This window comes from Stakelama marina (assembly GCF_018122655.1).
Lineage (GTDB): Bacteria > Pseudomonadota > Alphaproteobacteria > Sphingomonadales > Sphingomonadaceae > Sphingomonas > Sphingomonas marina.
Genome location: NZ_JAGRQC010000003.1, coordinates 284,013 through 296,510, shown reverse-complemented (window position 1 = coordinate 296,510; position 12,498 = coordinate 284,013). Strand labels below are relative to the sequence as shown.

Here is a 12,498-nt window from a genome sequence, read left to right as displayed (position 1 = left end):
CGGTCAGTCCTCGGCGGGGATGTAGAGGTCGCCGCCCTGGCGGTATTTCTCTGCCATCTGTTCCATGCCGGCTTCGGCATTTTCGGGGGTTTCGCTTGTGGCAGCGGCCCCTGCACCATTCCCGTTCCGGGGAGGATTTGCGGCGAGGAAGCTGTCGGCGCCCTGGTTCTGCTTGGCGGCGAAGTCGCGCACTTCCTGCGTGATCTTCATGCTGCAGAATTTGGGGCCGCACATGCTGCAGAAATGCGCGGTCTTGGCGCCTTCGGCGGGGAGCGTCTGGTCGTGATACTGCTCCGCCGTGTCGGGATCAAGCGACAGGTTGAACTGGTCGCGCCAGCGAAATTCGAACCGCGCGCGGCTGAGCGCATCGTCGCGGAGCTTGGCGGCGGGGTGGCCCTTGGCAAGGTCGGCGGCGTGGGCGGCGAGCTTGTAGGTCACCACGCCGACCTTCACATCGTCGCGGTCGGGCAGGCCGAGATGCTCCTTGGGCGTGACGTAGCAGAGCATCGCGGTGCCGTACCAGCCGATCTGCGCCGCGCCGATCGCGCTGGTGATATGGTCGTAGCCCGGCGCGATGTCGGTGGTGAGCGGCCCGAGCGTGTAGAAGGGCGCCTCTCCGCAGGCCTCGAGCTGCTTGTCCATATTCTCCTTGATCTTGTGCATCGGCACATGGCCGGGGCCTTCGATCATGACCTGGACGTCGTGTTCCCACGCCTTGTGGGTGAGTTCGCCCAGCGTGTAGAGTTCGGCGAACTGCGCCTCGTCATTGGCATCGGCGATCGAGCCGGGGCGCAGGCCGTCGCCAAGGCTGAAGGCGATGTCGTACGCCTTCATGATCTCGCAAATGTCCTCGAACCGTTCGTAGAGAAAGCTCTCCTTGTGGTGGGCGAGGCACCATTTCGCCATGATCGAGCCGCCGCGGCTGACGATGCCGGTGACGCGCTTTGCTGTCATCGGCACATAGGGCAGGCGGACGCCGGCATGGATGGTGAAATAGTCGACGCCCTGCTCCGCCTGCTCGATCAGCGTGTCGCGGAAGATTTCCCAGGTCAGGTCCTCGGCGATGCCGCCGACCTTCTCGAGCGCCTGATAGATCGGGACGGTGCCGATGGGGACGGGCGAGTTCCGGAGAATCCATTCGCGCGTGTCGTGGATGTTGCGACCGGTCGACAGGTCCATGACGGTGTCGGCGCCCCAGCGGATCGACCAGACCATCTTGTCAACCTCGTTCGCGACATCGCTGGCGACGGCGGAGTTGCCGATATTGGCGTTGATCTTGACGAGGAAGTTGCGGCCGATCGCCATCGGCTCGCTTTCGGGGTGGTTGATGTTGTTGGGGATGATCGCGCGGCCGCGGGCGACCTCGTCACGGACGAATTCGGGGGTGACGTGATCGGGGATGGCGGCGCCGAAGCTCTCTCCGTCGCGGGTGGCGGCTTCGCGGGCAGCGATGCGTCCAAGATTTTCGCGGACGGCGACATATTCCATCTCGGGCGTGATGATGCCGCGCCTGGCATAGTGCATCTGCGACACGTTGGCGCCGGGCTTGGCACGCAAGGGGCGCTTCACGACGTTGGGGAATTGCGGGACGCCGCCCGAGCGATCGGGACCGGTGAGGCCGTTATCCTCCGGCTTGATCTCGCGCGCGTCGTAGGATTCGACATCGCCGCGCCCCTCGATCCACGGGCGGCGGAGCTGCGGCAGGCCGGCGGAGATGTCGATGTTCGCTTTCGGATCGGTATAGGGTCCCGAGGTGTCGTAGACGCGAAGCGGCGGCTCTCCGCAGCCGGGTTCGAGGTCGATCTCGCGCATCGCCACGCGGTGCTCGCCGACATGGATTTTCCGCGAGCCGCGGATCGGGCCGGTGGTCACCTTCATGCGTTCGATGGGGGAATCGATATCGGCCATGGGTCGCTCCAAATGCTGTGTCGGAGCGAGGGCCGGAATTCTTTGGAAAACCGCTCCCTCCCTCCGCCGGTTTCAACCGGATCAGGTTCTGCGGGTCGCGGGCCGAATGTGCCCGCCTCTCAACCGCATGCGTGCGGTCCCCCGGGGATGTTGGTCGCGACTCTAACGGCTATCGAGCGCGAGCGATAGGGGTCAGAAAGTGTAGGCGAGGCCCAGCCCCGCAATCCACTGGTCGCGGTTGCCGACATCGGCGACGATCGGGCTGTCGGCATATTTGCCGAGGATGCGCGTATAGCCGATGCCCCCGCCGATGCCGAGGCCGTGGGTCAGATCGCCGGTGATGCTCTGCAGCCCGTAGATGCCGAGCGAATAGCTCTGAAAGCCGCTGCCGGAGACGTGATAGGGACGCAGACCGCTCGCCGCGCTGCCCGCCGGGGTGACGTCGTAATAATAGCTGCCATAGCCCTTGCCGACATAATCGGCGGAGGCGCTGATGCCGACGAGATTATAGCGCGACAGCGGCGTGAAATAGCTGATCTGCGGGCTGATCGTATAGCTTTTATGTGCATTGCCGACATCGGTCGTGACGGCGACGCGCGCGGTCAGCGTGTCATAATCGCTGGTGACGACGCCGGTACGCGATATGCCGGCAAAACCGCCGACTTCATAGGCGGTGTTGAGCTTGCCGAGCGCGGCGACCTGCGGCGTGTGGATGTCGCCGGTGCGGTTGAGGCGGATGCCCGCGACCGGCCCCGCCTCGAACGAGGTGCCGACGCCGCCGCTATCGGGGACGAGATCGACGTAAAGCTGCGTACCGCGCGTCCAGAAGCTGATCCCCGACACCTGGCCGATGGCGATGCCGACCGGATAGAGGCGGTTGTCGTCCGCGCCTTCGTAATCGGGCAGCGACCCCACGCCAGCGCCGATTGTGACGCGGTCGCCCGACATGTCGGGCGGAGGAGGCGCCTCGGTCGTTTGCGCCCAGGCGGCGGTTGGCGTGCAGGACAGGCAAAGGCCGATAGCGGCAAGATAGGTCTTCAAGCGTGGCTTCCCCCGAAAAAGGTTCAGCAACTTCAAACGCTCGTCCGCGACCGCCGGTTCCTCTGGCCGTTCGTCAGAGGATGTAGCGCATCCGCACCTGCTGCGTCTCGGTCGGCCCCGACACGTCGAACCGGGCCGCATCGAAACGCGGCGGGCCGAAGCGGATCGCGGGGTTGCGCGAAAAGCCGAAGCCTTCGCGCGGGATACCGGCAAAGGTATCGAGTTTTGCGTTGCCGTTTTCGTCGTGGATCACCGACACGGCATAGGCCCCCGGCGACAAGGCGGTGAAGCGAACCTCTCGCTCGGTCGCGGGCACCGACCGCGTGATCGCGGCGGCATCGCCCTTGCAATCGGGGAAATGGTCGGCATCGGCGGTGAGGCAGAGGCGAATCTGGCCCTTGTCCGAGCGCAGACCGGTGACATCGACGGTCAGATCAGTGACCGGAGCCGCCCCCGGCAACAGGCTGACCACGATCAGCGCCGCGCCCAGCCTGCGCAGAAAGCGGTGCGCGGGGCCGGCCTGCGAAACTTCCCAGGCCGCCGTCCGTGCCGCAGAGGCGATCCCAGAAGCGGAAATAAAGGCCATAATTGCATCCATAGCGTTCGTGATGCCGCTGGTGGTGGCTGGCGGTAATCACCCAGCGCCCCAATGGCCCGTCCCAGATGAACCGGGGGAAAACCTCCCACCCCATATGGTTGGTAACACCCATAACGGTCATGATGGTCAGCACAATGCCGAGCGCGGCGACATGGATCGGAATCGCGAAGACCAGAAGCGGAATGACGATGGCACCGGTCAGCGCCTCGATCGGGTGAAACGCCATCGCCGCCCAGGCGGTCGGCGGGCGGCTGGCATGATGGACGGCATGCGCGATGCGAAACAACCTTGGCCAGTGCATCCAGCGATGCGTCCAGTAGAACCAGGTGTCGTGCGCGGCGAGGTAGAGCAGCACCGACAGCGGCAGATACCACAGCGGATAGGCATGGATGTCGGTATAGATCGCCGTCCACCCCCTGTTCTGCCAGCCCCAGGCGACGATGCCGGCGGGAATGCCATAGATCGCCGCCGAATACAGGCTCCAGCGAATCTCCTTCACGATCTGACGATCGAGACCGGTGTAAAGGCCCGGACGCGTCAGCCGCGTCGCCAGCGCGAACCCGCCGCTCGACAGCAGGTAACGGATGCCGACGATCAGCGTCATGGCAAGCGCGGACAGGGCGATGGCGAGGAACGCGGTCATTGCAGGCAATCTACCGCGTGGATGCGACAAAGGCGAGCGGCGCGTCCGCTTCGCCGTCGCTCTTGTCGTCATCCCGGATCAAGTCCGGGACGACGGAAGGAAGATAGTCAATTGCCCGCCTGCTCGCGGCCCGAAACCTCCGCACCGGCGTCGGCGGGCAGACGCCAGTAGAACGCCATGCCGATCAGCGAGACGAGCGCCACGATCGCGAAGGCGGGGGAAATGTCGGCGGCGGTCAGCTCGGTGCTGCCGCGCCACAGCATGGCCTGATGCACCAGAACGGCGGCAAGGCCGACGCCAATGCTCTGCGCCATCTGCTGAAACATCGTGGCGAGGCTGGAGGCGCGGCTCATCTGCGGCGCGTCGATATCGGCATAGGCCATCGCGTTGAGTGCGGTGAAATGGAGCGAGCGGAAGAAGCCGCCGACGAGCAGCACGCCGAGGATCACCCAATGCGGCGTGCCCGCGCGGAACAGCGCATAGGCCGCAGACATAGCGGCGACGATGACCGCATTGCCGAGCAGGATGGGTCGGAAGCCGAACCACGCGATGATCGGCCGTGCGACGACCTTCATCACCAGCGCGCCGAGCGCGCCGGCAAAGGTCAGCGATCCGGCCGCGAACGCCGACAGGCCGAAGCCGAGCTGGAGCAGCAGCGCGAGCAGAAACGGGCTGGCGCCGATCACCAGCCGCGAGAACATCCCCCCGACGGTGCCCGCGGCATAGGTCTGCACGCGCAGCAGCGACAGATCGAGGATCGGGTTGTCGACGCGGCGTTCGTGGCGGACGAACAACGCCAGGCTGGCGACGCCGCCGATCAGCATCGCAGCGACGAGCCATGTCGGGAGCGCGCCGCGGCCGAGATTGTCGAAGCCATAGACGATACCCGCAAGCCCGAGCCCGGTGAGCGCGAAGCCCGTCCAGTCGAGCTTTCCGGGGCGTTCCTCGCGAACGTCGGGAAGGAAGATCGTGACGAGGATCGCGCCTAATATCCCCATCGGAATATTGATGAAGAAGATCCAGCGCCATGAAAAGAAGGTGACGATGAACCCGCCGACCGGCGGCCCGAGGATCGGACCGAGCAGCGCGGGCATCGTCAGCCAGGTCATCGCCTGGACGAGTTCGGACTTGGGCACGCTGCGCAGAAGGACCAGCCGACCGACGGGGAGCATCATCGCGCCCGCCATCCCCTGCAGCATGCGCGCGGCGATCAGCATCGGCAGGTTCTGCGCGAGCCCGCACAACAGCGAGCTTAGCGCGAAGCCGATGATCGCGGTGCGGAAGACGCGCTTCGGCCCGAACCGGTCGGCGACCCAGGCGGAGATCGGCAGGAAGATCGCGGCGGCGAGGAGGTAGGATGTGATCGCGAGGTTGAGCGTCACCGCACTTTCGCCGAGCGCACGCGCCATCTGCGGCAGCGCATTGGCGATGATCGTCGAATCGAGCGTCTGCATGAACAGCGCGGTGCCGATAATCATCGGCAACAAAGGCCCGCGATGCGTGTCCGTATCGAAGCCGGTTTCGGGCGGCGCCATCGCGGCTTCGGACAGCGCCCCGCTTTCGGTCGCCGCCGGTTCGGGCTCGGTGCGCGCGTCGAGGCTCATGGCTGCACCTCGACGAGCGCGGCGATGGCGGGCAGCGCCGCCGCGATCGCGTCGCGCGCATCCGGGTCGAGCGCCGCCAGCCGGTCGCGCAGCCAGCCGGTGCGCGAATCACGGATCGAGGCGAGCGCAGCGCGCCCCGCCGCGGTGAGCGCGAGCCCGACGCGGCGCTGGTCGCCGCACGCGCTCGGCTGGCGTTCGATCCAGCCGGCGGCTTCGAGCCGCTTCACGTGCGCGCTCATCGTCGGGCGACGGATCATCTCCATATCGGCAAGTTCGGAAACGCCGATGCCGGGGCGACGATAGATGATGCTGAGGAGCTGCCAGTCGACCTCCGAAATCCCCACCCGCTGCGCCTCGCGCCGGAGGTGACGCGCAAGGCGAAGCACCGCGGGACGCAGCGCTTCGGCGAGCGAGGTGGTGTCGGGGGCTGGCATCGACGGTATTTAGTTAGGCTCTCTAACTATGCAAGGGCGGTGCTTGGTATGTCTGGACAGATCAGATATCGCTTCAAATTAGAGGGCGAGGGGGCACATGAATAAGCATCTTGCGTTGGCAATAATTGTCGCGACCGGTCTTTTACCCGGATCGCTCGCCATTGGCGCCACGCCTCGCTGCTCGTTTCCGCACGGTGACAAGACGAGCGTCAATGAGATGATTGCTTCGATTAAGCGGACCAAAGCGGTATGCGCGTTGCCGTGGCGTGCCTTGAAGTCCGCAGTTCAAGATCCCGCGGCGATCAAACAGCTACAGGCAGCTTACGATGCCATAATCGCGAAGTATCCTGACCACGTGCAGGGAGCCACCGCGCGCCGGTCTGAAGTCGATGCGGCGGCAGGTCATCCGGAAAAGATGCTTGCGATAGCGGATGCTAATGTCAAACTTCATCCCGAAGATAAGACTTTGTCGAATATGTCGTGCTTCGCTCGCGGCCGATACGGCTTCGATGTGGCGAACGCTATGCCATACTGTAATGCCGCCGTCGCTAATGGACGGCCGGGATATGCGCTCGTGAACCGGGGCCGTGTTGAGCTCGAAACTGGGCAAAACGAGGCCGCATTTGCAGACTTCAACGAAGCCATGGGCGACAAGAATTTTCAGAAGCATTTCATGTTGGTGGACGCTGTCTATGGTCGTGGGATCGCTCGATTGCGGCTAGGCGACGAGGGAGGCTCAAAGGATATTAAAGCCGCGATCCACGCCCGTCCCACCATCGTCAAGGATTTCGAGGATGGAGGCGTCTATCAGCCTGACGATTCAGACGTTTCTGCGTCAAAGCGGAAACGATCAAGCTCGCGATAGTGTTTTGAAGCTCGGCACAGCCTTCTGGGTCTGACATATGCGGCGTCACGATTTCCGTGGCCGCCATGCGACGAACCGAGTCCCCCGGCCGGGTGAAATGCTGGGGTGCGGGGCTTCCGCAGCGGGGGCGCTTGGGCTAGGCGCGGGGCAATCATGGCTTCCTCCATTTCCTGTGACATCGCGATCGTCGGCGGCGGGCTTTCGGGCGCGCTGATCGCGCTGGCGCTGGCGAAGAAAAAGCCCGACGCCACGATCCGCCTGATCGAAGCAGGACGGCATATCGGCGGCAATCACCTGTGGTCGTTCTTCGCGAGCGACATCGACGATGCCGACCGCTGGCTGGTCGCGCCGCTGATCAGCCATGGCTGGACCGGTTACGATGTCGCGTTCCCTGCGCATCATCGCACGCTGAAACAGGGATATTATTCGATCGATTCGACGCGGCTCGACCAGGTGGTGCGCAAGACGCTGCCGCGCGGCACGGTGATGCTCCGGCGCAAGGTGGTCGGCGCCAGCGCGCGCACCGTCGTCCTGTCCGACGGCGACCGGGTGGAGGCGAAGGGCGTGATCGATTGCCGCGGACCGGGCGACCTGTCGCTGCTCGATTGCGGGTGGCAGAAATTCCTCGGCCAGGAATTCACGCTTGCCGAGCCGCACGATGCCAAGCGGCCGATGGTGATGGACGCGACCGTCGAGCAGATCGACGGCTATCGCTTCGTCTATGCGTTGCCCTTTGCCGCGACGCGGATGTTCATCGAGGACACCTATTATTCGGACACTTCCGATATCGACCGCAAGGCACTGAACCGGCGCATCCTGAACTATGCGAACGCGCGCGGCTGGCAGATCGACGAATCGGTGCGCACCGAAGCGGGCGCACTGCCGGTCGCGATGGGCGGCGATTTCGAAGCCTATTGGCGCTCGGGCGGCAACCGCATCGCCAAGGCGGGGATGCGCGCCGGGCTGTTCCACCCGCTGACCGGATATTCGCTGCCCGACGCAGTGCGCACCGCGGTGCTGGTCGCGGGGTTTTCGGACTATTCGGGCGGTACGCTGCACGACATGTTGCACGGCCATGCGAAAATGGCGTGGAAGCGCGGCCAATATTATCGCATGTTGACGCGCATGCTGTTCCGGGCCGCCGAACCACAAGAGAGATACCGCGTCCTCGAACGCTTCTACCGCCTCGATCCCGGGCTGATCGCGCGCTTCTATGCCGCGCGCTCCACGCTGGCCGATCGTGCGCGCGTGCTGATCGGCAAGCCGCCGGTGCCGATCGGGCGCGCCATCGCCGCGATCACCGAGAAACGCCCATGAGGAACGCCGTCGTCATCGGCGCCGGATTCGGCGGGCTCGCGCTTGCCATCCGGCTGCAATCGGCGGGCGTCGATACCACGCTGATCGAGGCGCGCGACCGGCCGGGCGGGCGCGCCTATGTGTGGCAACGCGACGGCTTTACCTTCGACGCCGGGCCGACCGTCATCACCGCACCCGAAGCGCTCGAGGAATTATGGGCGCTGTCGGGCAACGACATGAAACGCGACGTGACGCTGGAGCCGGTGTCGCCCTTTTACCGCCTCAACTGGCCCGACGGGACCAATTTCGACTATTCGGCCGACGATGCGACGCTGAAACAGGAAATCGCCAAGCTCAACCCGCGCGACATCGCGGGCTATGGCCGATTCCTCGACTATTCGGCGGGCGTGTACCGCGAAGGATATGAAAAGCTCGGCCAGGTCGCGTTTCTCGACTTCGCCTCGATGGTCAAGGCAGCACCGCAGCTTGCCAAATACGAAGCGTGGCGATCGGTCTATTCGGTCGTGTCGAAATTCGTGTCGAACGAAAAGCTGCGCCAGGCGCTGAGCTTTCACACGCTGCTGGTCGGCGGCAACCCGATGACGACGAGCGCGATCTATGCGCTGATCCACAAGCTCGAACGCGACGGCGGCGTCTGGTTCGCGCGCGGCGGAACCAACAAGCTGGTCGCCGGCATGGTCGCGCTGTTCGAACGGCTGGGCGGAACGATGCGGCTGGACGATCCGGTGGTCGAAATCGCGACGCTGGGCGACCGCGCGACCGGTGTGACGACGGCAAGCGGCTTTTCGGTTCAGGCCGATGCGGTGGCATGCAACAGCGACATCATCCACAGCTATCGCGACCTGCTGAGCGGATCGCGCAGCGCGCAGCGAACGCTGAAACGGCTTGAGAAGAAACGCTTTTCCCCCTCGCTGTTCGTCGTCCATTTCGGGGTGAAGGGGACATGGCCCGGCATCCCGCACCACATGATCCTGTTTGGCCCCCGCTATAAGGGCCTGCTGTCCGACATCTACGATCACGGCGTGGTGAGCGAGGACCTGTCGCTTTACCTCCACCATCCGACGATCACCGATCCCGACATGGCGCCGGAGGGGCATTCGACCTTCTATGCGCTCGCACCCGTACCGCATATGGGCAAGTCGCCCGTCGATTGGGAGCGGGTCGGCCCGGTCGTCGAGAAGCGCATCCTCGACGAAGTCGGCCGCCGGCTGATTCCCGACATCCACGACCGTATCGTGACGAAGTTCTCCTATATGCCCAGCGACTTCGCCCACGACCTGAACGCGCATCTGGGCAGCGCCTTCTCGCTGGAGCCGATCCTGACCCAAAGCGCCTATTTCCGCGTCCACAACCGCGACGACCATATCCCCAACCTGTATTTCGTCGGCGCAGGGACGCATCCCGGCGCCGGCATCCCCGGCGTCGTCGGCAGCGCCAAGGCGACCGCGCAGCTGATGCTGGGGAGTGAGGCATGAAGCGGCTGGCGGTTTATTGCGGATCGGCGACGCCCGCCGATCCGGTCTATATCGAGGCGGCGCGCAACCTCGGACGGTCGCTTGCGGAACGCGGCATCGGCGTCGTTTACGGCGGTGGCAAGCTGGGGCTGATGGGCGCGGTCGCCGACAGCGCGCTGGACGCGGGCGGCGAGGTGATCGGCGTGATCCCGCAGGCGCTGGTCGATGCAGAGGTCGCGCACCGGAACCTGTCCGAGCTGCACGTCGTCGAGACGATGCATGAGAGGAAGGCGCGCTTTACCGAGCTGGCCGACGGGTTCGTCACCATTCCCGGCGGGACCGGCACGATGGACGAGCTGTGGGAGGCGATGAGCTGGTCGCAGCTCGGCTATCACAGCGATCCGGTCGGCCTGCTCAACATTGCGGGCTATTACGACCATCTGATCCGGTTCGTCGAAAAGATGGGCGAGGTCGGATTCCTGCGGCCGCAGCACCAGAATATCCTGATCGTCGCGAACGAACTCGACACGCTGCTCGACCGGATGGCGAAGTACGAGCCGCATGTGCCGATCACGCGGATGACGCGCGCCGACCTGTGAGCGCGGCTGGGGGGCATCCGAGCCGTGCGGCGATCGTCGCGACGGCGCAGGAGACGATCGCGCGCGGGTCGAAAAGCTTCGCCGCCGCGAGCCGCCTTTTCGACCGCAAGACGCGCGAGCGGGCATGGCTGCTTTATGCCTGGTGCCGCGCGTGCGACGATATCGCCGATGCGCAGGAACTGGGCCACGGCGCGGTGAAGGTCGTCAATGGCCCGGCGCGCATCGCCGCGATCCGCGAGGCGACCGAAGAGGCGCTGGCCGGACGCTGGGTCGGCGACGCGGCGTTCGACGGGCTGCGCATCCTGCTGACGGAAGTGGCGATCCCGCGAACGTTCATCGACGATCTGATCGCTGGCTTCGCGATGGATGCCGAGGACTGGCGACCGCGCAGCGAAGCCGACCTGCTAACCTATTGCTATCATGTCGCGGGCGTCGTCGGCTGCATGATGGCGGTGGTGATGGGCGTGTCGCCCGATGACGAGGAAACGCTCGACCGCGCCTGCGACCTTGGCCTAGCTTTCCAGCTCGCCAATATCGCGCGCGACATCGAGGAGGACGACCGCGCCGACCGCTGTTACCTCCCGCTCGAATGGCTTGCCGAGATGGATATTCCGCCGGGCGAGCATATGAAGCCGCCGTTCCGTTCGCGACTGGTCGTGCTGGCGCGCAGGCTGACCGACCTTGCCGAAATCTATGCCGACAGCGCGCGCGCAGGTGCCGCCAAACTGCCCTTCCGGTCGGCCTGGGCGGTACTCGCCGCCGCCGGAATCTATGGAGGGATCGCCCGCAAGGTCGCAGCGGCGGGCGAGCATGCCTGGGATCACCGCACCACGACGCGCCCGGCCGAAAAGCTGGCGGCAACCGCACGCGCCGCCGTCGATGCCGCGCGCCTGAAACAGCAATCGCAACCCGCGCCGCGGCCGGGCGATCTGTGGACCCGGCCGAAAATAACGTCTGCGTAACATTAACCGCATCGGGTAAGAACCGGGAAAGGTCCGCGGGCGCACCAGCAGGCTCCCCCCAAGATCCGAGGGCGCGCGCACCGCGTGCGTCCTCGGCATCGGCCAGGACATGCAGTCGGGCAGGTCCTCGCCGGCGCTAGTGCGCGGTAGCGATTTCGGGCACCGGCAGGCGGACCTGAACGCGCAGCAGATCGCCCTCCTCGGTAAAGGCCACGCTGCCGCCATTGGCTTGCAGCATTCGTTCAATCAGACCATGCCCCTGCCCGCCCGGTCGCCGTTCGGCGATACGGGTTGGCTCGACCCAGTCGAGACACAGCTCGCCATCGCCGTGACGCGCATCGACCTGAACCTTGAGGCCGTTTTTCATCGCGCCATATTTCAGGCTGTTGGTGCACAGCTCGCCGAAAACGAGCGCCAGCGCCTGCATGGCGCCATCGGACATGATGATTTCGGGAAGCGTACCGAACTCGATCAGCGATTGTTCGGCATAGACCTTCATCAGCTCGGGGATGACCTCGCGCAGATTCTTGTTGTCGGCCCGTTCGAGCAGCATCGCCTGAAGGTTCGCCAGCTGGCCGAGTTTTTCCGCCACCGCCGTGGCAAAACCCTGCACTTCGGGCTTGTTCCGCGCGCTGAGCATCAGCAGCCCGGCGGCAACCGTCAGCGAATTTTTCAGCCGGTGGCGCATTTCGGTCGAAATCGCGTCGGCGCGGTCGCGTTCGGCGACTTCGGCCGTGGCATCGCGCGCGATGGAAACGAGATATTGCACCGTACCGTCGTCGTCGCGAACCGGTGCGACGGTGACGTCCCACCAGCCGGGGCGCCCCTTGATATTGTATCGAAACGCCTCGAACCGTTCGCGCTCGCCCAAGCGGGCCTGGTCGATGGCATGTTCGACCTTCGGCCGGGCCTCTTCGGGCCACAATTCGATCCAGCGCCGACCGACAAGCTCTTCGGGATCGCTGAGCTCCATCGATTCGGCGCCCTGACGGTTCACATATTGGATGACGCCGTCGAGGCTCAGGATCTTTACGCAGTCATGCGTCTGATCCAGCACCGTGGCCAGCATATGG

At 65.0% G+C, this 12,498-nt stretch carries 12 protein-coding genes and 1 riboswitch; of the genes, 5 read left to right on the top strand and 7 right to left on the bottom strand.

Annotated elements, in window-relative coordinates; all coding sequences use genetic code 11:
* Positions 1 to 3: 3 nt before the first annotated feature.
* The 6 genes from thiC to J7S20_RS11190 all read right to left on the bottom strand — a co-directional run bounded on the left by thiC (position 4) and on the right by J7S20_RS11190 (position 6,228).
* A complete protein-coding gene (thiC, locus tag J7S20_RS11215) occupies positions 4 to 1,908 on the bottom strand; it encodes a phosphomethylpyrimidine synthase ThiC (protein WP_284054314.1) in 1,905 nt (634 codons plus the stop codon).
* A 41-nt stretch (positions 1,909 to 1,949) separates the two neighbouring features.
* Positions 1,950 to 2,062: riboswitch (TPP riboswitch) on the bottom strand.
* Between the two features lie 38 nt (positions 2,063 to 2,100).
* Positions 2,101 to 2,949: a MipA/OmpV family protein gene (locus J7S20_RS11210; protein WP_284054313.1), complete on the bottom strand. Its 849-nt coding sequence runs from the start codon at positions 2,947 to 2,949 to the stop codon at positions 2,101 to 2,103.
* Positions 2,950 to 3,022: 73 nt separating this feature from the next.
* Positions 3,023 to 3,427, bottom strand: coding sequence for a DUF2141 domain-containing protein (locus J7S20_RS11205; RefSeq protein ID WP_284054590.1), 405 nt, complete (start codon positions 3,425 to 3,427; stop codon positions 3,023 to 3,025).
* On the bottom strand, positions 3,384 to 4,190 hold the full coding sequence (locus tag J7S20_RS11200) for a sterol desaturase family protein (RefSeq protein ID WP_284054312.1): 807 nt from the start codon (positions 4,188 to 4,190) through the stop codon (positions 3,384 to 3,386). Before J7S20_RS11200 ends, J7S20_RS11205 begins: the two co-directional genes overlap by 44 nt.
* Before the next feature lie 107 nt (positions 4,191 to 4,297).
* Complete coding sequence (locus tag J7S20_RS11195) at positions 4,298 to 5,794, bottom strand: DHA2 family efflux MFS transporter permease subunit (RefSeq protein ID WP_284054311.1); 1,497 nt, start codon at positions 5,792 to 5,794, stop codon at positions 4,298 to 4,300.
* Positions 5,791 to 6,228, bottom strand: coding sequence for a MarR family winged helix-turn-helix transcriptional regulator (locus tag J7S20_RS11190; RefSeq protein WP_284054310.1), 438 nt, complete (start codon positions 6,226 to 6,228; stop codon positions 5,791 to 5,793). Before J7S20_RS11190 ends, J7S20_RS11195 begins: the two co-directional genes overlap by 4 nt.
* Positions 6,229 to 6,325: 97 nt before the next feature.
* On the opposite strand from J7S20_RS11190, the gene J7S20_RS11185 reads away from it, so the two are divergent.
* The 5 genes from J7S20_RS11185 to J7S20_RS11165 all read left to right on the top strand — a co-directional run bounded on the left by J7S20_RS11185 (position 6,326) and on the right by J7S20_RS11165 (position 11,425).
* The gene (locus tag J7S20_RS11185; protein WP_284054309.1) at positions 6,326 to 7,093 is read left to right on the top strand and encodes a hypothetical protein; all 768 of its coding nucleotides are present in this window, start codon (positions 6,326 to 6,328) and stop codon (positions 7,091 to 7,093) included.
* Positions 7,094 to 7,246: 153 nt separating this feature from the next.
* Positions 7,247 to 8,410: a lycopene beta-cyclase CrtY gene (crtY, locus tag J7S20_RS11180; protein WP_284054308.1), complete on the top strand. Its 1,164-nt coding sequence runs from the start codon at positions 7,247 to 7,249 to the stop codon at positions 8,408 to 8,410.
* Positions 8,407 to 9,885: a phytoene desaturase gene (locus J7S20_RS11175; protein ID WP_284054307.1), complete on the top strand. Its 1,479-nt coding sequence runs from the start codon at positions 8,407 to 8,409 to the stop codon at positions 9,883 to 9,885. Before crtY ends, J7S20_RS11175 begins: the two co-directional genes overlap by 4 nt.
* Positions 9,882 to 10,463, top strand: a complete 582-nt coding sequence (locus tag J7S20_RS11170; protein WP_284054306.1) for an LOG family protein — start codon at positions 9,882 to 9,884, stop codon at positions 10,461 to 10,463. Before J7S20_RS11175 ends, J7S20_RS11170 begins: the two co-directional genes overlap by 4 nt.
* Positions 10,460 to 11,425, top strand: coding sequence for a phytoene/squalene synthase family protein (locus J7S20_RS11165; RefSeq protein ID WP_284054305.1), 966 nt, complete (start codon positions 10,460 to 10,462; stop codon positions 11,423 to 11,425). The genes J7S20_RS11170 and J7S20_RS11165 overlap by 4 nt, the downstream gene beginning before the upstream one ends.
* A gap of 136 nt (positions 11,426 to 11,561) precedes the next feature.
* Here J7S20_RS11165 and J7S20_RS11160 read toward each other — a convergent pair whose 3' ends face one another.
* A complete protein-coding gene (locus tag J7S20_RS11160) occupies positions 11,562 to 12,494 on the bottom strand; it encodes a PAS domain-containing protein (protein WP_284054304.1) in 933 nt (310 codons plus the stop codon).
* Between the last annotated feature and the right edge of the window lie 4 nt (positions 12,495 to 12,498).